Here is a 20,051-nt window from a genome sequence, read left to right as displayed (position 1 = left end):
CAAGAATTGCGATCATGAACATCCGGAACAGCCTCTCGATGATTGGCTCCGCTGCTGTCGTGATCATCGCGACGGCCGCCTGCTCGCCGATGGCGGGCAATCCGGTGGCGTCCTCAACGGGCCTGAGCTCAACTGCTAAGACCACCACGACGACCGCCGCCGCCCCAACCACCACCTCCGACGCGACGACGTCCAGCGGCAGCCCGCATGGACACCGAGCGTTCTCGGTGGTCTATCACAAGTACCAGGCGACCGAAGGGACCGTCACGTTCGACGTCGACGTCCCGTGGATCTCGGGGGACGACCTGGCGGTCGTCGACCGGTTCAACAACAGCGTCCTGTCGTCGTTGCACGACCAGCAGGTCGCGCTCGGCAATGACGGTTCCACTTCGGGATACTGGACCGTCTCCAGCCAGGACGCGCAGGCCGTCATCGGCACTGACGTCATCACGGGCCTGCTGATCACCTCGGTCAACCATCACGACCCGATGAGCGCGCATCCGACCCCGCACATCGCGACGTTCGTCATCAACAAGGCGACGGCGCAACCCGTGATGCTGACCGATCTGTTCACGGACCAGCACGAGGCGCTGCAGCGACTGTCGAACGAAGCGAGGCAGCAGATCATCGCCAAGATCGGCTCGGTGGACGAGAGTGGCATCGCCCCGACGGCGAAGAACTTCGCGAACTGGATTCCCACCTCGTACGGCATCGAGATCCACTTCGACGATTACCAGGTCGGTCCGCACGCCGCCGGCTTACAGGTGGTCACCATGCCCTGGTCCGTGTTCGCCGGGGTGCTGGCGCAGAAGCTGTACTAGGAGGACCGCAGTACTACGAAGTCGATGCCGCCGCGCGCGCCGCAATCCGGCGCAGCGGCGGATCTACCTTCGGCGGCACCTTGCGATCCGGCAGATCGGCCAGCAGGTGCCGCGTGATGTGGGCGATCTCCGCGACCGCCGCATCGACGAGTGGTTTGTTGGCGGCGGAGATACTGCTCAGTCCGGCGACCTTGCGCACGAACTGCAGTGCAGCAGCTTCGACTTCCTGATCGGTGGCAGGTGGCTCCAAACCGCGCAATGGCGTGATGTTTCGGCACATACCGGACAGGTTAGGCCGGTACGTGCTCTCGCGCCCGGAACTGTTCCCAGGCGTGCTTCGCGCGCGGCTCGAGGAAGCCGCTCACCTTGTCCCAGGTGAGGTACATGAGGGTGCCGGTGACGATCGACAACACGATGGCGACGTAGTCGAAACCAGGTGCGAGCGTGTACGCGTCGACGCGCGGCATCAGTTCCAGCACCTGCCAGTGCGTGAGGAAGATGAACAGCGACGAGTTCGCGACGAGCGTCGTCGCGGGGACGATCCAGCGCGGCAACTTCATCCGCGGTAGCCAGATGAGCAGCAGGATGAACGCCGCGCATTCGTAGGTGCGGGCGATCGCAAAGTACCGGGGATCGAAGTACCCGATCAGCGAAGCGATGACGAGCACGGAGACGAGCCCGCGCTGCCAGTTGGTGGTTGCCTTCGCGATCGCCCAACCGAACGCGAAAAAGAACGCGGCGAACACGCTGAACAGCGTCCACTGGTGGACCGTCTGCAGGTCCCCGAGATCGGGGTGGGGCAAGACATCGAACGGAATCAGTCTGGTCGAGACCAGCAGAAGGGCGATTCCGAGTGCGAGCTGGAAGGGCTTCCGGCGTTCGAGGCGATCGAACGCCGGGATGGCGATCACCACCGCGGCGACGATCAGCAGGTCGACCAGCACCTCGACGTACCAAATCCGCAGTGTGAGGGAGTTGACGGGCCCGAATATTCGGTTGACGAACAGGGCGTTCGACAACGCATAGGTGCCGAGCGTCAGCCGCACCAGGACGATCCACACCAGGCATGGGATGGCGATGCGCAGCAGTGTCGTGATGCTGTGTTTGACGCGCTCAGAACGGGGTTTGTCACTCAGGATGAACCGCGCGAAGTAGTAGCCGGAGGCGGCCAGCAGGAAGTGTGCGCCACCTTCGGCGTGCATGAGGCCCGTGTGCGAGACCACGATGAGCAGGATCGCCAGCGCCCGTAGGACGATTCCGGTCTCGACCGTTCGCCACCGCCCGGGCTTTTGGCGATCGTGAGCTCGCAGTTCGGCGACCGTCTTCGTGTGCCAGTCCGCGGGGAGGGTGCCGAGAAGTTTCTCGAGTCGGACGGACATCGTCACAAACGACATCGAGTCGCCGCCGAGGTTGACGAACGTGCTGTTGTCGGTGACCTCGGCCGCCGGAATGCGAAGCACCTGCGCGAAGAGATCGCGCACGTCACCCTGCGATTCCGCAGTCGAGGCATCGGCGGCCAGCTCCCGGAGCGCCGCGTAGTCGACCTTGCCCGCGCCCAAGCGAGGGAATTCGTCGACCGTGACGACCTGAATGACGTGCGCCGGCAGGTTGGTGATCGCCGCAACCCGCGCCCGAATGTCGGCGACCGCAGCCCGCCCTTGGACGGCCACCACGAGCTGCTCGTCGTCGCCGGTGCAGACCGCGGTAAGCCCCTGAGATTCGAGGACCGATTCGATGCGTTGCAGATCGATTCGGATGCCGAACAGCTTGATGAAACGCGCGGAGCGACCGACGATCTGATAGAGCCCGTTGGGCTTTCGGCGCGCGATGTCGCCGGTGCGCAGTTCGTCGAGTTCCCGACCCTTGGCCAGGTCGGACGCTGACTGCGCGTACCCCAGCATGATGTTCGGGCCGGTGTACACGAGTTCGCCCATGTCGTCGTCGAGACCGTCCACGGGATCGAGCCGGAATGCTCCGCCCGGAATGGGCACACCGACGCACTCGGGGTTGTCGAAAACCAGCTCGGGGGGCATGTACGCCATGCGCGAGGTGGCCTCGGTGGAGCCGTACATCGGAAACAGTTGCCATCCGGCCTGACGCGCGTGGCCGGCGTATTCCTTGACCTTGGCCGGCGCGAGTCGGCCGCCCGAGACCGTCATGTACCGCAGGCTCGGGAGGTGCATCTTGGCGAAGCCGGCCTGGTCGAGAAGTTCGTAGGTGTACGGAACTCCGGCGATCGACGTCGCGCGGTGCTGCCGAAAGAAACTCCAGAAGCTCTTGTCGATGACCGAGTCGTTCGTGAGCATCAGCGTCGCGCCCGCGACCAGATAGCTGTGGATGACGGACAGGCCGTAGCAGTAGTACATCGGGAGCGTGGTGATCGCTCGATCGTCGCTCGTCAGGGAAAGGTAGGTCCCGATCGCCTGGGCGTTCGCGACGAGGTTCCGATAGGAGAGCCGAACGAGCTTGGGGGACCCGGTCGATCCCGAAGTGCTCAGACATAACGCCAGGTCAGGGTGCAGATCGTGCACCGACGTCGCGTTGCGCGTCGCGATTTCCCAGCCCGCTTCGCCAACGGAGACAACGACGTCCGGATTGTAGGTGCGCGTCAGTGTCGAGTCCGGTCCGGCGGCCGTTTCGGGGACGACGAGAACGACACTGCCGGCGGCGAGAATTCCTAAATACGCAATCAGGGCAGACGTGTCATTTCGGCCCGCCAACATGACGAGTTTGCGTTCCGGACCGAGGCGAGCGGCGAAGTCCTCGACCTGATCGGCGAGGTCGGCATAGGTCAGCGCAGGTTCGACCTGGCTGATGAGTGCCGGCCGATCGCCATTCTTTCGGAAATGCTCGGAAATCAGGCTGCCTGGCTGGATACGCGTCGCCACAGCCGGGATCTTATTTTCCTATTCAGATAACGCCACGATAACCATCGCGTGTCTCAATATTCACAGGAATTAACTGGCGACCGGAATTCGACTAGTGGACCGTTGCCAGAGTGCTTTGAGGCGTGGTTCGACCCCACTGCTGAACCTGTTCCAGCCCTCGTAGACCAGGATTCCGACGACGATCGACAGGACGATTGCGATCAGGTTCATGCCCGGCGCGAGGGTAAACGGGTTCGTGTGCGGCATGACTTCGAAGACTTGCCAGTGCATCAGGAAGATGAACAGTGACGCATTGGCGATCGTCGTGGTGATCGGGACGAGGAACCCGGGGAGGCGCATCCGGGGGACCCAGATGAGCAGCAGGATGAAGATCGCGCATTCATAGGTGCGGGCGATGGCGACGTACCGAGGGTCGAAGTAGCCGATCATCGACACCAGGACCATCGCGGAGACGAGCAGTCGCTGGCCGGTGGTGGTGGCCTTCGCGGCCACCCAGCCAAAGGCGAAGAAGAACGCCGCGAACACGCTGAACAGCGTCCACTGGTGAACGGTCTGGAACCCGTGGAGGTCAGGGTGCGGGAGGCTGTCGAAGGGGATCAGCCGCGTCGACAGCAGCAACAGCGCAAGGACCGTCGCGAGTTGGAACGGCTTCCGGCGTTCGAGTCGGTCGATGGCGGGGATCGCGATCACGACCGCGGCCGCGATCAGCACGTCGACCAGTACCTCGACGTACCAAATTCGCAGCGTGAGCAGGTTGACCGGACCGAATATCCGGTTGACGAACAGCGCATTGGTGAACGAATAGGTGCCTAGCGTGGCGCGCACGAACACGATCCACAACACGCAGGGCACCGCGATTCGCAGGATTGTCATGACGCTGTGCTTCACGCGTTCGACGCGGGATTTGTCGGTGAGAACGAATCGCGCGAAGTAGTAGCCCGAGGCGGCGAGCAGGAAGTGCGCACCGCCTTCGATGTGGATGACACCCGTGTGCGAGATGACGATGAACAGAATCGCCAGCGCGCGGAGCACGATTCCGGTCTCGACAGTGCGGAAGATGCCCTTCGGCTCCCGCCGACTGGCCTCGAGCTCCGCGACCGTCCGCTGGTGCCAGTCCTCGGGGAGGTGGCCGAGCAGTTTCTCCAAGCGCGCAGACATCGTGACGAACGACAGCGAATCGCCGCCCAGCGCGACGAACGTGCTGGCGTCGGTGACCTCGGCGGCCGGAACGCGCAGCACGGTGGCGAAGAGTTCCCGGACACCGGTGGCCTTCGCGGCCGGCGCAGAGGTGGCGGCCAAGGCGCGAATCGCGGGATAGTCAGGCTTCCCGGATCCCAGGCGCGGCATCTTCGCGACCGCGCAGACGTCGATGGCATGTTTCGGCAGATGTGCGGTTTCGGCGACCTTGTCGAGGATGGCCGGAGTGTTTGCCCGGCCTTCGACCGCTACGACGAGCTTCTCGTCGGTACCGGCGCAGCAGGCGGTGATGCCGTCCGCCGCGAGAACGGACTCGATCCGCTGCAGATCGATGCGAAGTCCGAAGAGCTTGATGAATCGAGCTGACCGGCCAACGACCTCGTAGAGGCCCGAGTCGGTGATCCGGGCGATGTCGCCCGTGCGGAGTTCGTGGACGTCGCGGCCATTGGCGAGGTCGTCGGGGGACTGCGCGTAGCCCATCATGACGTTCGGGCCGTAGTAGACGAGTTCGCCGGCTCCGTCCTCGAGGCCCTCCATGGGTTCGATGCGGAAGGAGCCGCCCGGGATCGGCACACCGATGCACTCGGGGTGTGCCTCGGCCAAGTCCGGCGGAAGGTATGCCATGCGGGCCGTCGCTTCCGTCGCCCCGTACATGACGAAGAAATCCCAGCCGGCGCGCGCACCCATCGCTGCGTAATTGCGCACCTTTTCCGGTGCCAGGCGCCCGCCGGCCTGCGTGATGTAGCGCAGAGTCGGGAGTTCCATCTGCTCGAACCCGGCCTTGTCCAGCAGATCGAACGTGTAGGGGACGCCCGCGAAGGACGTGCCGTCGTTGTCGGCGAAGAACTGCCAGAACGACCGGTCGACAACCGAATCGTTGGTGACGAGCAGGCCGGCGCCGCGGTTCAGATGGCTGTGGATGACCGAGAGCCCGTAGCAGTAGTACATGGGCAGGGTGGTGATCGCGCGGTCCGCGTCGGTGATCGACAAGTACTCCGCGATCGCCGACGCGTTGGAAACCAGGTTCTCGTACGAAAGCCGAACCAGCTTCGGCGACCCGGTCGAACCGGACGTGCTGAGGCAAAGTGCCAGGTCAGGGTGCAGTTCGTGAACGGAGTCCGGGTGTCGTACCAGGATTTCCCACTGGTTGTCGCTCAGCGCGGAAACGATGACGTCCGGGTTGTAGATCTGGGTGAGATCGGAATCGGAATTCGCGGCGGAATCCGGAACGAGTAATACCGTGTGGCCGCCGACGAGGGCACCGAGATAAGCAACGATCGCGGAAATTTCGTTTTGGCCGGCGAGCATCACCAATTTGCGGCCGGTACCGAGCGACTTCGCGAATTTCTCCGCCTGATCGGCGAGTTCGGCGTACGTCAAAGGCACCTCGCGCTGACTGATCAGCGCAGTTTGCTGCCCGAAATTACGCAGATGCTCAAGCAACCTGCTCGCCGGGCTAGTAAGGGTAGCCACACGAGGATCGTATTGAATGATTAAAGAAGTAGTAGGGTCTACGTCACGCGTGTCCGGTTTATCACTGAACGCCGGGTATTACTGAAGTGTCTGCATGGTCGCACCCGAACCCCTGCACATCGGCCGGGAACCGGTCGCCTGATGTGTACGTCGTCGTCACGGAACGCCCCGAGATGCCGTCGGGTGAACGACCGGTAGTGTTGGTGATTCCGGGACCGAAAGGACAGGCCTGAGTGGCCGACGCTGTATGAACCGCAAGAATGTCTTCCGTAACGTCGCAATCGTTGGCGCGATCCTTTTGGGTCTGTTCGCCTACGCGTGGATGTCCGACAACACCCGCGGATGGACCTCGGTCGACACCTCGGTAGCGCTGCAGCAGATGAAAGCGCACAACATCAAGTCTGCGCAGATCGACGACCGTGAGCAGCAGGTTCGCCTCACGCTCAAGACAAGCATCGATGTCGACGACACCAAGGGTGCCGAGAAGATCATCGCGAAGTACCCGTACGACGTGTCCTCAACGATCTTCCAGGCCGTCGAGCAGTCGGACCCCGCGGAGGGCTTCAACACCGAAGTCACCAAGGACAGCTGGTTCACCTCGATCATCCTGTTCGTGCTGCCGATGGTCGCGGTGCTCGCGCTCTTCATCTTCATGATGGGTCGCATGCAGGGCGGCGGCCGCGGCGGCGTCATGGGCTTCGGCAAGTCGAAGGCCAAGCAGCTCTCGAAGGACATGCCGAAGACGACGTTCTCGGACGTCGCCGGTGCCGACGAAGCAGTCGAAGAGCTTTACGAGATCAAGGACTTCCTCCAGAACCCGACGCGCTACCAGGCACTCGGCGCCAAGATCCCGAAGGGTGTTCTGCTCTACGGCCCTCCCGGCACGGGTAAGACGCTCCTCGCGCGTGCGGTCGCCGGCGAAGCGGGCGTCCCGTTCTTCACGATCTCCGGTTCGGACTTCGTCGAGATGTTCGTCGGTGTCGGTGCCTCGCGTGTTCGCGACCTGTTCGACCAGGCCAAGCAGAACAGCCCGTGCATCATCTTCGTCGACGAGATCGACGCGGTCGGCCGCCAGCGTGGTGCCGGTCTCGGTGGTGGTCACGACGAGCGTGAGCAGACCCTGAACCAGTTGCTCGTCGAGATGGACGGCTTCGGCGACCGGGCCGGCGTCATCCTCATCGCCGCCACCAACCGCCCCGACATCCTCGACCCGGCGCTGCTGCGTCCCGGCCGTTTCGACCGTCAGATCCCGGTGAGCAACCCGGATCTCGCCGGTCGCCGGGCGATCCTGCGCGTGCACGGTCAAGGCAAGCCGATCGCGCCGGACGTCGACCTCGAAGGCCTGGCGAAGCGCACCGTCGGTATGTCCGGTGCGGACCTCGCCAACGTCATCAACGAAGCCGCGCTCCTGACCGCCCGTGAAAACAAGGGCATCATCACCGGAGCTGCGCTCGAGGAAGCCGTCGACCGCGTCGTCGGTGGACCACGCCGCAAGAGTCGCATCATCAGTGAGCACGAGCGCAAGATCACCGCGTACCACGAGGGTGGTCACACGCTCGCGGCGTGGGCGATGCCGGACATCGAGCCTGTCTACAAGGTCACCATCCTGGCCCGTGGTCGCACCGGCGGTCACGCCATGACCGTCCCGGAGGACGACAAGGGCCTCATGACCCGCTCGGAGATGATCTCGCGTCTCGTCATGGCCATGGGTGGTCGTGCCGCCGAAGAGCTCGTGTTCCACGAGCCGACGACGGGCGCGTCCTCCGACATCGACCAGGCGACCAAGATCGCGCGCGCGATGGTGACCGAGTACGGCATGAGCGCTCGACTCGGCGCCGTGCGTTACGGGCAGGAGGGCGGCGACCCGTTCCTCGGCCGCACGATGGGTATGGTGCCGGACTACTCGCACGAGATCGCGCGCGAGATCGACGAGGAAGTGCGCAACCTCATCGAGGCCGCGCACACCGAGGCGTGGGCCATCCTCAACGACTACCGCGACGTTCTCGACGACCTTGCCAAGGAACTGCTCGAGCGCGAGACGCTGCACCGCGTCGACCTCGAGAAAGTCTTGGTGGCCGTCGCAAAGCGCCCGCGCATCACGACGTTCAACGACTTCGGTGAGCGCACCCCCTCGGACAAGCCGCCGATCAAGACTCCCGCCGAGCTTGCCGCGGAACGCGGTGAGCCGTGGCCGCCCGAAGGGGACGACGCGCCGCCCGTGACGCCGCCGCAGCAGACGTGGGCGCAGGCGCCGATGTCGAACGGGTACCCCGCGTACCAGCCGACCGGGCCGAACTACGGCCAGCCAGCGGGCTGGTCGGCGCCGGGCTGGCCGCCACCGCAGTCCGCATCGCAGCAGTCCGCACCGCAACACCAGGCGGCTCCGCAGCACGCTCAGCCGGAACTCGAGCAGAGCGCAGAAACCCCCGCTGACGAGGGAAAGTGAGCGCTGGTGGCGAAGCAGGATTCCGTCGGCCCTGAGCTGAAGGCGGTCGACACCGGTCGGCCTTTCGACCAGGAACGTGCTGAGGCAGCAGTTCGCGAGCTGCTCCTTGCGGTCGGCGAAGACCCGGATCGTTCCGGGCTCGTGGATACCCCCGGTCGGGTGGCGCGCGCCTACCGCGAGATGTTCGCGGGGCTCTACCGCAACCCCGACGAAGTCCTCGACACCACGTTCGACGAGGGGCATCAGGAGCTCGTCCTCGTTCGGGACATCCCGATGTACTCGACGTGCGAACACCACCTCGTTTCGTTCCACGGGGTCGCACACGTCGGCTACATCCCGGGGCCGAGCGGCCGGGTGACCGGGTTGTCGAAGTTGGCCCGCGTTGTCGATCTCTACGCGAAGCGTCCGCAGGTCCAGGAGCGTCTGACCAGTCAGATCGCGGACGCCGTGATGCGCAAGCTCGAACCGCGCGGAGTCATCGTCGTCATCGAGGCCGAGCACCTGTGCATGGCGATGCGCGGCATTCGCAAGCCCGGCGCGAGCACCACGACGTCGGCGGTTCGCGGCCAATTCCAGACCAGTTCGGTTTCGCGGGCCGAGGCTCTCGACCTGATCCTGCGCAGGTGACCGTGCTGCCGGAGTTCTGGCGGTACGACGAATCCCGTAGGGCGAAGGACATGGTCGTCTTCGGCGTCGTGAATGTGACCGCCGATTCGTTCTCCGACGGCGGTAAGTTCCTCGCCGCTGAGCGTGCGATCGAGCACGGTCGCGAGCTCTTCGCCTTGGGCGCGACCATCATCGACGTCGGCGGCGAATCGACGCGCCCGGGCGCCCATCGCGTCGACCCGGAGGTGGAGGCGGCGCGCGTCCGGCCGGTCATCGAAGCACTTGCCGCGGAGGGAATTCCGGTCAGCGTCGACACGATGCGTGCGTCCGTCGCGGCGGCTGCGATCGAAGCGGGCGCCGTGGCCGTGAATGACGTTTCGGGCGGTCGTGCGGACGGAGAGATGGCTCGGCTCGTCGCCGATGCCGGCGTGGGCTGGGTCCTCATGCACTGGCGCGCCGACGCCGGTCATCACCATCACCCCGACGTGCCGTCGTATGGCGACGTCGTCGCCGTGGTCCGCGATGAGCTGCTCGCGCAGGTCGACGTGGCGATTGCGGCCGGTGTCAGTGAGTCGGCGATCGTCCTTGACCCCGGGCTGGGATTCGCGAAGAACGCCGAACACAACTGGAAGCTGCTGTCCGCGCTGCCCGAGTTCACGGGTCTCGGTTTCCCGATACTCGTCGGTGCTTCGCGAAAGCGGTTCCTCGGGTCGCTTCTCGCCGACGATCGTGGGCCGCGCCCGCCGGACGGTAGGGAAGTGGCGACGGCGATGATTTCGGCGCTGTCCTTCCAGCGCGGTGCGTGGGGTGTGCGCGTGCACGATGTCACCGCCACCCGCGATGCACTGCTCACGGTCGACGCGATGGGGGCCGGCGATGAGTGATCACATCGCGTTGCGCGGCCTCACCGTGCGTGGAAACCATGGCGTCTTCGACCACGAACGGCGCGACGGCCAGGACTTCATCGTCGACGTGACGGTGTGGATGGACCTGTCAATCGCAGCCTCGACCGATGACCTCAACGACACCCTCGATTACGGCGACCTTGCCCAACGCGCAGCGGCGATCATCGCTGGTCCGCCGCGGAACCTCATCGAGACCGTCGCCGCCGAGATCGCCGCGGACGTGCTCACCGACGTGCGGGTGCGCGAGGTCGAGGTGACGCTGCACAAGCCGTCCGCGCCGATCCCGCTGACATTCGCCGACGTGGCCGTCACGGTTCGGCGGGCCCGCGCGACCGCAGAGGTCGAGCGATGAGCAACGCGGTGCTCTCGATCGGCGGCAACCTCGGCGACCGCCTGGCGGCGCTGCAGTCGGTCATCGATGGACTCGGCCGACGCGTTCGGGCGATCTCGCCCATCTACGAGACGGCCGCGTGGGGTGGCGTCGAACAGGACGACTTCCTCAACGCGATCGTCCTGGTCTCCGATCCGGCGTTCGAGCCGATGGACTGGCTGCGAGTGGCGCATCAACTCGAGCGCGACGCCGGGCGCGTGCGCGATGTCCGTTGGGGGCCGCGCACGCTCGACGTCGATGTCGTCGACTGCGATGGCGTTGTCTCGCCCGATCCCGTGCTCACGCTCCCGCATCCACGTGCCCACGAGCGTGCCTTCGTGCTGGTGCCTTGGCTCGCGGTCGAACCCAACGCACTGCTCTCGGTCGCTGGGCAACGAGTACCGGTCGCAGCGTTGGTCGCGCACCTCGCCGCCGATGAAGTCGCGGGAGTCCGTCGTACCGATTTCCGGCTGAGCGAGGTTCCGGAGTGAAGCCGACCCGCATCATCGACCTGCTGGGTCTGGGCGCCTTCGCAGCGGTCATTGCGTTCGTCATGGTGAGCGTCTTCTATGCCGACTTCCCGCCGATCACGACCCTGGCCGGCGGCTCGCTTTACCCGGTCGCGGCACTCGAGGTGGCGATGGCCTTCTTCATCCGCTCCCGCGTGCTCGGCAAGCGAGAGATCGGGCAGGCGCGAGAGCAGTTGCACCCCATCACCATTGCGCGAGCGGTCGCGCTGGCGAAGGCATCGGCCCTGGTCGGAGCGGCCAGTACCGGTATCTGGCTGGGTTTCCTCGGGTTCGTCGTGGCGAAGCAGGCCGAACTCAAAGCGGCGATGTCAGACCGAACCGGAGTCCTCGTCGGACTGGTCGGTGCGATCGTGCTGACCGCTGCGGCGCTGTGGCTCGAGTACTGCTGCAAGATGCCGGAAGAACCGCCCGAGGAACCCGCCGCGCAGTCCTGACGAATCACCAGTGAGCGTAATCACCGCCTGACTCACTGTCGGCGCCGCACGTGGTTCGATAGGCTCACATTTGTACGTCTGGTACCCGCAGTGCGGGACTGGAACGGAAAACCGAAAGGACCTTCAGGTGGCCTCACATGAGGTGACCGCAAGCCCCACGCGCGCACGATTGGCTGTTGGAGTCATTTCGGCGGGACGTGTCGGGACCGCGGTCGGCGCAGCGCTGGAGCGTGCTGGTCATGTCGTATTCGGAGTCAATGCAGTTTCCGATGCGTCGATCAACCGTGCTCAGACTCGTCTGCCCGAAGCCGAAATCCTTTCCCCTGATGTCATCGCCGCACACGCGGAGCTGCTCATTCTCGCGGTGCCCGATACCGAACTCGCCGGCCTCATCGAAGGCCTCGCCGCCACCGGTGTCGTGCGTCCGGGAACGGTCGTCGCGCACACCTCGGGGGCCAACGGCATCTCCATCTTGTCGCCCCTCACCCGGCAGGGTGCGCGCCCGCTCGCTCTGCACCCCGCGATGACCTTCTCCGGCAAGGACGAAGACACTGCTCGCCTCGCGAACTGTTGCTTCGGGGTCACCGCCGCCGACGAGATCGGTGACGCGATCGGCCAGGCACTGGTCATCGAGATGGGGGCCGAGCCGGTGCGGGTCGCCGAGCACAACCGCACCCTCTATCACGCCGCTCTTGCGCACGGCAGCAATCACCTGGTCACGCTGGTTTCCGACGCCGTAGACGCCCTCCGGGAGGCCCTCGCCGGCAATGAACTGCTCGGACAGCAGCTCGTGGACACCGACCCGAACGGTGTCGCTGAGCGCGTCCTCGCGCCGCTCCTCACGGCGGCTCTCGACAACACGCTTCGCCGCGGATTCTCGGCGCTCACCGGACCGGTTGCTCGTGGCGACGTCGCCGCGGTGCGTGCCCATCTCGACGTTCTGAACGAAGTGGACCCGGACCTCGCGTCGGGGTATCGCGCAATGTCGCTGCGTTCGGCGCAGCGCGCTGGAAAAGACAATGTCGTCGACGTTCTGGAGAAGCTGTGATCCCCAAGCTCCAAGGCTCCTTCGTGCCCGGTCAGCTGACCGTGCACCACGATCCCGCGATCGTGACCGCGGTGTCGAAGGCGCTGCGTGGTGTCGGCCGCAAGGTCGCGATGGTTCCCACCATGGGTGCGCTGCACGAAGGTCACCTGCACCTGGTTCGCCAGGCGCGGAAGACGAACGCCGTCGTCATCGTGTCGATCTTCGTGAACCCGCTGCAGTTCGGTGCCAACGAGGACCTCGACGCCTACCCGCGCACCCTCGACGCCGACATCGAGCTGCTCAAGGGCGAGGGCGTCGAGATCGTCTTCGCGCCGTCGGCGAACGAGATGTACCCGGACGGTCCGCGCACCATGGTCCATGCCGGACCGGTCGGCGCCGACCTCGAAGGCAAGACCCGGCCCACGCACTTCGCCGGCATGCTCACCGTCGTGGCGAAGCTGCTGCAGATCGCGCAGCCGAACGCTGCGTACTTCGGGGAGAAGGACTACCAGCAGCTCGCGCTGATCCGGCAGATGGTCCGGGACCTGAACTTCGACACCAAGATCATCGGCATCCCGACCGTTCGCGAAAGGGACGGACTGGCGATGTCCTCGCGGAACCGCTACCTCGATGCGGAGCAGCGCGAAGCCGCCTTGGCTCTGTCCGCGGCTCTGCTGGCCGGCGCCCGCTCGTCGTGGCGGGGTCCGGACGATGCACTCAAGGCCGCTCACGAGGTCATCGCGGCGGTGCCTGCGGTCAAACTCGACTACCTCGAAGTACGTGGCAAAGACCTCGGTGACGTGCCCGAATACGGCGAGGCACGCATGCTCATCGCAGCTTGGGTCGGGACTACTCGACTCATCGACAACGTTGGAATCGTGATCGGCGGCGGGGAAGCCGACGCCCAGCAGCCCGCTGCAGACGCAGCGGCTGTGCACTAGGAAGGGAAGCAACGATGCTCCGGACCATGATGAAGTCCAAGATTCACCGCGCGACGGTGACTCACGCCGACCTGCACTACGTCGGGTCGGTCACGGTCGACTCCGATCTGATGGCGGCTGCGGACATCCTCGAAGGCGAACAGGTCGCGATCGTCGACATCACCAACGGTGCTCGACTCGAGACCTACGTCATCGCCGGTGAGCCCGGCTCGGGCGTGATCGGCATCAACGGCGCCGCCGCGCACCTGGTCAACCCGGGCGACCTCGTCATCCTCATCGCATACGCGCAGATGGACGACGCGGAGGCGAAGGCGTTCAAGCCGAACGTCGTGTTCGTCGACGGCGAGAACAAGCAGGTCGAACTCGGCAACGACCCGGCGCACGCGCCAGAGGGCTCGGACCTGATCAGCCCTCGGAAGCTGCAGCGAGTCTGACGTGCTTCTGGCCATCGACGTCCGGAACACGCATACGGTTCTGGGCCTGTTCTCGGGGACCGGCGGGCACGCGAAGCTCGTCGCGGATTGGCGCGTGCATACCGAACCGCGCATGACGGCCGACGAACTCGCCCTGCAGATTCACGGGTTGATCGGTCAGCACGAGAACCACATCACGGGTGTCGCCGCCCTGTCGACGGTGCCGTCGGTGCTCCGCGAAGTGCGCCTCATGCTGGCCAAGTACTGGTCGCACGTGGCCCACATCGTCGTCGAGCCCGGCGTCCGCACCGGCGTGCCGCTGCTGGTCGACAACCCGAAGGAAGTCGGGGCCGACCGGATCGTCAACAGCCTCGCCGCGAATTACCTGTACGACACGGCCGCGATCGTTGTCGATTTCGGTACGTCTACCTGCGTTGACGTCGTGTCGGCCAAGGGGGAGTTTCTCGGCGGCGTCATCGCGCCAGGCGTTGTCATCTCGATGGATGCGCTCGCGTCCGGGGGAGCGGCCCTGCGCAAGGTCGAGCTCATCCGGCCGAAGTCGGTCGTCGGCAAGAACACCGTCGAGTGCATGCAGTCGGGCGCGGTCTTCGGATTCGCGGCAATGGTCGACGGTTTGGTCAATCGCATTCGCGCCGACCAGTTCCCTGGCCAGGATGTCGCGGTCATCGCGACCGGGGATGCCGCGGCTCTGATCGTGCCCGAATCGTCGACGATCGAGTCGCACGAACCGGAACTCACGCTCGAAGGCCTGCGCCTTGTTTTCGAACGCAATCAGGAGCGCGCACGCCCCCGTAAGGCGGGCCAGGCGTCCTGAGGCGGGCTCCGTTATCAAGGAGAGACCGGATTCACACCTTGGGTGAGCTGCCGTCGCTTGACGTCGTTGCTACTCTGGATTTCGTGACCCGAATGTCCCAGGAGTGTTGTCGCAGCATCTAGCTGCCCTGAAGCCGTGCGTTCCGCACGCGCTGTCAAACAACAATCCCTGGAGACGGGTTCATGTCCACTTTTTCTAGTTCTGCCATTTCGCGTACCGATCGTCCGATCACTTCCGCGCTTCCGACCCCTTACCGGCTTGCGGATCTTCTCCGCATCGTCGACGAGACCGCCGATGACGTCTTGTCGGGACGGTTCGATCATGTGATCCCCGCCGAGTTTCCGGCCGAGGAGCGGTGGGCGCGCCGGCTGTACGCCGACGAGGACCTCGACGTCTGGCTCATCAGCTGGGTTCCGGAACGCTCGACTGACCTGCATGACCACGCGGGGTCGCTCGGCGCGCTGACGGTGATCAGCGGCGCCGTCACCGAAGAGCGCTGGACCGGTTCGGAACTGCGCGAGCGGGTGCTCGTCGCGGGGGACCAGGCCGCTTTCCCGCTCGGTTGGGTGCATGAAGTCACTCGCGCACCGGAGTCGGCGCCCAACGCCGGACCGCTCGATCCGACGCTCAGCGTCCATGCGTATTCGCCGCCGCTGACGGCGATGTCCTACTACGAGGTCACCGGCCGCGGAACCCTGCGCCGGACCCACACCGAACTGACCACCGCCGATGACCACGAACTGCGCATCGCGACCCGTTTCGAGGAGTGGCAGTGATGACCATCGACGAAATGCTCGAGAACGCCCGGCGTCGGCTCCGCCGCATGCCGGCCGAAGACGTCCCGGCGGCGGTTGCCCGCGGGGCTCATCTGGTGGACATCCGGCCAGCCGCCCAACGTTTGCGCGAGGGCACCCTGCCCGGTGCGCTCGTCATCGAACGCAATGTCCTCGAGTGGCGCCTCGACCCCACGAGTTCGGCGAAACTGCGCCTCGCGACCGACCATGACGTCGAATGGGTCATCGTCTGCTCCGAGGGATACACGTCGAGCCTGGCGGCCGCCGCGTTGCAGGATCTCGGGATTCACAAGGCCACGGACGTCATCGGCGGGTACCAGGCGCTGCGTGCCGCCGGCCTGCTCAACGCCGCCGACAGTGCCTGGCACTACCGCCGAGTTCTGGCTTTCGCCTAGCGGCCTTGTCTCCCTACCACCTGCGGTTGGGAGACAGGGCGTTATCACCATTACGCTTATGCATCGTGAGCGACGCCGTCCTGAATGATGACCTCCCCGAGCAGCTGCGCATCCGCCGCGAAAAGCGCGACCGGCTGCTGGCTGAGGGAATTGAGCCGTACCCGGTGGTCGTTCCGCGCACCCACACCCTCGCTGAGATTCGGACACAATTCCCAAATCTCGAACCCGATACTGCAACCGGTCTGAAGGTCGGCGTTGTAGGCCGAGTCATCTTCATGCGCAATACCGGAAAACTGTGTTTTGCGACACTTCAAGAAGGTGACGGCACGCAGCTCCAGGCAATGCTCAGCCTGGCGAATGTCGGCGCCGATTCTCTGACCGCGTGGAAAACGGACGTCGACCTCGGTGACTTTGTATTTGTCGAGGGTGAAGTCATTAGCTCGCGCCGCGGTGAACTGAGTGTTCAGGCCGAAAAGTGGTCGATGGCCGCGAAGTCGCTTCGACCTTTGCCGGTTGCGCACAAAGAGATGAACGAGGAATCCCGCGTTCGTCAGCGTTATATCGATCTCATCGTGCGTCCGGAAGCCAGGGAAATGGCACGCAAGCGCGTGGCCGTGGTCCGTGCGCTTCGAAATGCACTCGAGCGCCGCGGTTTCCTCGAGGTCGAAACCCCGATGTTGCAGACGCTGCACGGCGGTGCGGCCGCGCGTCCGTTCGTGACGCACTCGAACGCCCTCGATATGGACCTGTTCCTTCGCATCGCGCCGGAACTGTTTCTCAAGCGCTGCGTCGTGGGCGGTATCGAGCGGGTCTTCGAGATCAACCGGAACTTCCGGAATGAGGGCTCGGATGCGACGCACTCGCCCGAGTTCGCCATGCTCGAGACCTATGCGGCGTACGGCACTTACGACGATTCCGCGGTCATGACGCGGGAATTGATCCAGGAAGTGGCGCAGGAAGCACTCGGCACGCAGGTGGTGACCTTGGCCGATGGCACAGAGTACGACCTCAGCGGCGAATGGGCCACCGTTGAGATGTATCCGTCACTTTCGGAGAATATTGGGGTCGAGGTCACTCCGGAGACGACCGTCGAGGAGCTCAAGGCCCTCGCGGACAAGGTCGGCCTCGAAATTCCGGAAAACAAGGGCTACGGCCACGGCAAGCTCGTCGAAGAGCTGTGGGAGCACGTCTACGGGGACAAGCTCTACGCGCCCACGTTCGTTCGGGACTTCCCGGTGGAGACGTCGCCGCTGACGCGCCAGCACCGCAGCAAGGCCGGCGTCACCGAGAAATGGGATTTGTACGTGCGCGGATTTGAGCTGGCCACGGGATATTCCGAGCTCGTCGACCCGGTTATCCAACGCGAGCGCTTTGTCGATCAGGCGCGATTGGCGCGGGCCGGTGACGACGAGGCGATGGCGCTCGACGAAGAATTCCTCATGGCGATGGAACATGCAATGCCGCCGACCACCGGAACCGGTATGGGAATCGACCGGCTTCTAATGGCGCTCACAGGTTTGGGGATTCGAGAAACCATCCTGTTCCCAATTGTCAAGCCGATGGTGCGCTGAGTCTCAACCGTTGATTGAAAAAATAAAACTTGACTTCTTATTATTTGGAAATGCAGGGTACTCTCTGTGGCAGTAACACGGCGCCGCAAGATGACGCCGAACGGAAAAGTCCAAATGACACAGAAGGCAGCCAATGGCAAAGAAGGTGACCGTCACCCTCGTTGACGATGTCGACGGTGAATCGACGGCCGATACGACCGTTGAGTTCGGTTTGGATGGTGTCTCCTACGAGATCGATCTCTCGTCGCTCAACGCCGCCAAGCTCCGCGAGCAGCTCGAGGTGTGGATTGCTCACGCCCGACGCACGGGTGGCCGCCGGGTCGCTAGCAAGACCCCTGGCCAGCCGGTCTCCAAGAACCGCGTCGCGGTTGATCGTGAGCAGAGTGCCGCCATTCGCGAGTGGGCCCGCCGCAACGGGCACAAGGTTTCCGCGCGTGGACGTATTTCGGCTGAGATCACCGAGGCATACAACAAGGCGACCAAGTAAGCAGGTTGTTGAAAGTAGAACGCCGGGGCAACTGCCCCGGCGTTTTTCTGTATGAATCTCGATTGCCAGATCAGCTGGCGACTTTGAAGGAAATCGCCCAGCTCGAACGCCCGCGTACAGTGAGCAGATAGCTGCATTTCTGCTGTGAGCGGCAATGCGCACCTTGCCCACGATGCCAAGGGGTCGATCTCAATGCAGACATCTGACTCGATGCAATCCCTCCGGACCGCCTGATGGCGAGCGAAAAGCGGATGCCGACCTCGCGGGCAGGTCGAGCCGCGATGCTGGGGCGGGTCGTTGCGGGTCAGGCTGCACGGCAAGTGGGTACCAGAGTTGCCGTCGCTGGACGCGGTGAGGAACGCAAAACTGCGGCCCTCGAACGGCGGCATATCGAGGCGGCGCGCGCCCTCGTGGCGGCGTTGGGCACGATGCGCGGCGCGGCGATGAAGATCGGCCAGGTGCTGTCGATCATGGACGCGGGTTTGTTCCCCGAAGAGGTCCGTGACGAGATCCAGAAGATGATGGCGCAGCTGCGCGATTCCGCGCCGAACGCGTCGTTCGACAAGATGCGCAAGGTCATCGAGCAGGACCTCGGTGAGCGGATCGGCAAGGTGTTCGCCGAGTTCGACGAGACGCCGCTCGCCGCTGCGTCGATCGGTCAGGTGTACCGGGCGCGACTGCGTGACGGCCGGGAGGTCGCCGTCAAGGTGCAATACCCCGGCGTGGACAAGGCGATCCGCGCGGATCTCGGCAATATGGCGATGATCATGCGCGCGATGAAGCTCCTCACACCCAACGTGGACGTGGCATCGCTCACGCGTGAAATCCGGGACCGGATCGAGGAAGAGCTCGACTATGAGCTCGAGGCGCAGAATCAGCGCCGCGTCGCGCGGCTATATCGCGGTCACCCGTTCGTCGTTATTCCCGACGTCATCACCGAACTTTGCGGGCCGCACGTGCTGGTCACCGAGTACTACGAGGGGATGCGGTTCGAAGAGCTGAAGGAGGCGGACGAGGCGACGCGGAATCGCGTGGGCGAGATCGTGTTCCGCTTCTACGTCGGCGGCGTCTACCTCCACCGGCAGTTTTCGCCGGACCCACACCCCGGAAACTTCCTCGTCGGCGACGACGGCCGCGTCGCGTTCTTGGATTTCGGGCTGTACAAGCACCTCGACCAGGCGTCGGTGGAAACTCAACGCGCGGTACTGCGGGGAGTGATCGAGGGCGATCCGGATCGCATGCGGGACACGTTGATCCGGGAAGGGTTCATGGCCGACCCGAAAGCGATGTCGGCGGAAGACGCCCTCGAGTTCTTTCAGCTCCTGTTCTGGTGGGCCGCCGAGGACGACCTGGTCGCGCTGGACCCCGACACCGCCAATGATGCGCTGGCGGCCACCATCCACCCCTCATCGGGATTCTTCGATGCCGCGCGGAAACAGTCGGTGCCCACAGAACAGGTGCTCATCCTGCGAATGTTGGCCATGGTGCTCGCCGCTCTGGGGCACATGCGGGCGACCGGCAACTGGCACCGCATCGTTCGCGAGTGGCTGTACGGTGACGAGCCAATGACCGAACTCGGTGTCATCGAGGCAGAATTCCGCCGCGGCGACCGACCAGGAAAGGCGGCGATGTGATGGACCGCAAATCGATCCCGGACACGGCACTCCGAGTCATCAACGTCGGTCTGGATTCTTCGGTTGGGAAAGCGGTGATCCGCGCCATAGCGGACGCCCGCGAAATGGCGCAGGAAACCCAGACCGCGACCATGTCGGCGTTGAATCTGCCGACCGCCGACGAGGTGAACCGGTTGTTCGGCCGGCTTCGATCGGTCTCGCAACGGCTTGAGGAAGTCGAGGACACGCTCGAGCGAATCGAGCGGAAGATCGATGACCTCGCTCGGTCGGAAAAGCACACCTGA

20 protein-coding genes are annotated in these 20,051 nt (G+C 64.6%); 17 read left to right on the top strand and 3 right to left on the bottom strand.

Annotated elements, in window-relative coordinates:
• Window positions 1–14 precede the first annotated feature (14 nt).
• The gene (locus tag F600_RS0110160; protein ID WP_081628787.1) at window positions 15–821 is read left to right on the top strand and encodes an RsiV family protein; all 807 of its coding nucleotides are present in this window, start codon (window positions 15–17) and stop codon (window positions 819–821) included.
• Between the two features lie 13 nt (window positions 822–834).
• On the opposite strand, the gene F600_RS0110155 is transcribed toward F600_RS0110160, so the two are convergent.
• The 3 genes from F600_RS0110155 to F600_RS27710 form a co-directional block, all read right to left on the bottom strand.
• Window positions 835–1,101, bottom strand: a complete 267-nt coding sequence (locus tag F600_RS0110155; protein WP_018160505.1) for a DUF2277 domain-containing protein — start codon at window positions 1,099–1,101, stop codon at window positions 835–837.
• Between the two features lie 10 nt (window positions 1,102–1,111).
• Entirely contained in the window at window positions 1,112–3,709 is a 2,598-nt protein-coding gene (locus F600_RS0110150) for an AMP-binding protein (RefSeq protein WP_018160504.1), read from the bottom strand.
• A gap of 69 nt (window positions 3,710–3,778) precedes the next feature.
• Window positions 3,779–6,379 (bottom strand): non-ribosomal peptide synthetase, encoded by a 2,601-nt coding sequence (locus F600_RS27710; RefSeq protein WP_040630953.1) that lies wholly within the window; start codon window positions 6,377–6,379, stop codon window positions 3,779–3,781.
• A gap of 247 nt (window positions 6,380–6,626) precedes the next feature.
• Between F600_RS27710 and ftsH the strand changes: the two genes are divergently transcribed.
• From ftsH to F600_RS0110065, 16 genes are all read left to right on the top strand, one after another.
• The gene (gene ftsH / locus F600_RS0110140) at window positions 6,627–8,825 is read left to right on the top strand and encodes an ATP-dependent zinc metalloprotease FtsH (protein ID WP_018160502.1); all 2,199 of its coding nucleotides are present in this window, start codon (window positions 6,627–6,629) and stop codon (window positions 8,823–8,825) included.
• Between the two features lie 6 nt (window positions 8,826–8,831).
• Window positions 8,832–9,452 carry a GTP cyclohydrolase I FolE gene (gene folE, locus F600_RS0110135; RefSeq protein ID WP_018160501.1) on the top strand — a complete coding sequence of 207 codons (621 nt, stop codon included), beginning with the start codon at window positions 8,832–8,834 and terminating at the stop codon, window positions 9,450–9,452.
• A 50-nt stretch (window positions 9,453–9,502) separates the two neighbouring features.
• A complete protein-coding gene (folP, locus tag F600_RS0110130) occupies window positions 9,503–10,315 on the top strand; it encodes a dihydropteroate synthase (protein WP_040631095.1) in 813 nt (270 codons plus the stop codon).
• The gene (gene folB / locus F600_RS0110125; RefSeq protein WP_018160499.1) at window positions 10,308–10,688 is read left to right on the top strand and encodes a dihydroneopterin aldolase; all 381 of its coding nucleotides are present in this window, start codon (window positions 10,308–10,310) and stop codon (window positions 10,686–10,688) included. The genes folP and folB overlap by 8 nt, the downstream gene beginning before the upstream one ends.
• Window positions 10,685–11,197 (top strand): 2-amino-4-hydroxy-6-hydroxymethyldihydropteridine diphosphokinase, encoded by a 513-nt coding sequence (gene folK, locus F600_RS0110120; RefSeq protein WP_018160498.1) that lies wholly within the window; start codon window positions 10,685–10,687, stop codon window positions 11,195–11,197. Before folB ends, folK begins: the two co-directional genes overlap by 4 nt.
• On the top strand, window positions 11,194–11,670 hold the full coding sequence (locus F600_RS0110115) for a DUF3180 domain-containing protein (protein ID WP_018160497.1): 477 nt from the start codon (window positions 11,194–11,196) through the stop codon (window positions 11,668–11,670). The genes folK and F600_RS0110115 overlap by 4 nt, the downstream gene beginning before the upstream one ends.
• 127 nt (window positions 11,671–11,797) lie before the next feature.
• Window positions 11,798–12,718 carry a Rossmann-like and DUF2520 domain-containing protein gene (locus F600_RS0110110; RefSeq protein WP_026306376.1) on the top strand — a complete coding sequence of 307 codons (921 nt, stop codon included), beginning with the start codon at window positions 11,798–11,800 and terminating at the stop codon, window positions 12,716–12,718.
• Window positions 12,718–13,638 (top strand): pantoate--beta-alanine ligase, encoded by a 921-nt coding sequence (panC, locus tag F600_RS0110105; RefSeq protein WP_156024523.1) that lies wholly within the window; start codon window positions 12,718–12,720, stop codon window positions 13,636–13,638. Before F600_RS0110110 ends, panC begins: the two co-directional genes overlap by 1 nt.
• Before the next feature lie 14 nt (window positions 13,639–13,652).
• Window positions 13,653–14,072, top strand: coding sequence for an aspartate 1-decarboxylase (panD, locus tag F600_RS0110100; RefSeq protein WP_026306375.1), 420 nt, complete (start codon window positions 13,653–13,655; stop codon window positions 14,070–14,072).
• A gap of 1 nt (window position 14,073) precedes the next feature.
• The gene (locus F600_RS0110095; RefSeq protein WP_018160493.1) at window positions 14,074–14,886 is read left to right on the top strand and encodes a type III pantothenate kinase; all 813 of its coding nucleotides are present in this window, start codon (window positions 14,074–14,076) and stop codon (window positions 14,884–14,886) included.
• Between the two features lie 182 nt (window positions 14,887–15,068).
• The gene (locus F600_RS0110090; RefSeq protein WP_018160492.1) at window positions 15,069–15,662 is read left to right on the top strand and encodes a cysteine dioxygenase; all 594 of its coding nucleotides are present in this window, start codon (window positions 15,069–15,071) and stop codon (window positions 15,660–15,662) included.
• A complete protein-coding gene (locus tag F600_RS0110085) occupies window positions 15,662–16,075 on the top strand; it encodes a rhodanese-like domain-containing protein (RefSeq protein WP_018160491.1) in 414 nt (137 codons plus the stop codon). Before F600_RS0110090 ends, F600_RS0110085 begins: the two co-directional genes overlap by 1 nt.
• Before the next feature lie 65 nt (window positions 16,076–16,140).
• The gene (lysS, locus tag F600_RS0110080) at window positions 16,141–17,646 is read left to right on the top strand and encodes a lysine--tRNA ligase (protein ID WP_018160490.1); all 1,506 of its coding nucleotides are present in this window, start codon (window positions 16,141–16,143) and stop codon (window positions 17,644–17,646) included.
• Between the two features lie 133 nt (window positions 17,647–17,779).
• Complete coding sequence (locus F600_RS0110075) at window positions 17,780–18,133, top strand: histone-like nucleoid-structuring protein Lsr2 (RefSeq protein ID WP_018160489.1); 354 nt, start codon at window positions 17,780–17,782, stop codon at window positions 18,131–18,133.
• A 233-nt stretch (window positions 18,134–18,366) separates the two neighbouring features.
• Window positions 18,367–19,767: an ABC1 kinase family protein gene (locus tag F600_RS0110070; protein ID WP_018160488.1), complete on the top strand. Its 1,401-nt coding sequence runs from the start codon at window positions 18,367–18,369 to the stop codon at window positions 19,765–19,767.
• Entirely contained in the window at window positions 19,767–20,051 is a 285-nt protein-coding gene (locus tag F600_RS0110065; protein WP_018160487.1) for a hypothetical protein, read from the top strand. The genes F600_RS0110070 and F600_RS0110065 overlap by 1 nt, the downstream gene beginning before the upstream one ends.

Origin of the sequence: Smaragdicoccus niigatensis DSM 44881 = NBRC 103563 (assembly GCF_000380645.1) — a bacterium.
GTDB classification, from domain to species: domain Bacteria; phylum Actinomycetota; class Actinomycetes; order Mycobacteriales; family Mycobacteriaceae; genus Smaragdicoccus; species Smaragdicoccus niigatensis.
This window is presented reverse-complemented; position numbering and strand designations above follow the sequence as displayed.

What these genes read in the sequence shown, in the direction of transcription:
- F600_RS0110160 (WP_081628787.1), top strand. Translation starts at nt 15, where the DNA reads ATGAACATCCGGAACAGCCTCTCGATGATTGGCTCCGCTGCTGTCGTG.
- F600_RS0110155 (WP_018160505.1), bottom strand. Translation starts at nt 1,101, where the DNA reads ATGTGCCGAAACATCACGCCATTGCGCGGTTTGGAGCCACCTGCCACC.
- ftsH (WP_018160502.1), top strand. Translation starts at nt 6,627, where the DNA reads ATGAACCGCAAGAATGTCTTCCGTAACGTCGCAATCGTTGGCGCGATC.
- folP (WP_040631095.1), top strand. Translation starts at nt 9,503, where the DNA reads ATGGTCGTCTTCGGCGTCGTGAATGTGACCGCCGATTCGTTCTCCGAC.
- folB (WP_018160499.1), top strand. Translation starts at nt 10,308, where the DNA reads ATGAGTGATCACATCGCGTTGCGCGGCCTCACCGTGCGTGGAAACCAT.
- folK (WP_018160498.1), top strand. Translation starts at nt 10,685, where the DNA reads ATGAGCAACGCGGTGCTCTCGATCGGCGGCAACCTCGGCGACCGCCTG.
- panD (WP_026306375.1), top strand. Translation starts at nt 13,653, where the DNA reads ATGCTCCGGACCATGATGAAGTCCAAGATTCACCGCGCGACGGTGACT.
- F600_RS0110090 (WP_018160492.1), top strand. Translation starts at nt 15,069, where the DNA reads ATGTCCACTTTTTCTAGTTCTGCCATTTCGCGTACCGATCGTCCGATC.
- F600_RS0110085 (WP_018160491.1), top strand. Translation starts at nt 15,662, where the DNA reads ATGACCATCGACGAAATGCTCGAGAACGCCCGGCGTCGGCTCCGCCGC.
- F600_RS0110075 (WP_018160489.1), top strand. Translation starts at nt 17,780, where the DNA reads ATGGCAAAGAAGGTGACCGTCACCCTCGTTGACGATGTCGACGGTGAA.
- F600_RS0110070 (WP_018160488.1), top strand. Translation starts at nt 18,367, where the DNA reads ATGGCGAGCGAAAAGCGGATGCCGACCTCGCGGGCAGGTCGAGCCGCG.
- F600_RS0110065 (WP_018160487.1), top strand. Translation starts at nt 19,767, where the DNA reads ATGGACCGCAAATCGATCCCGGACACGGCACTCCGAGTCATCAACGTC.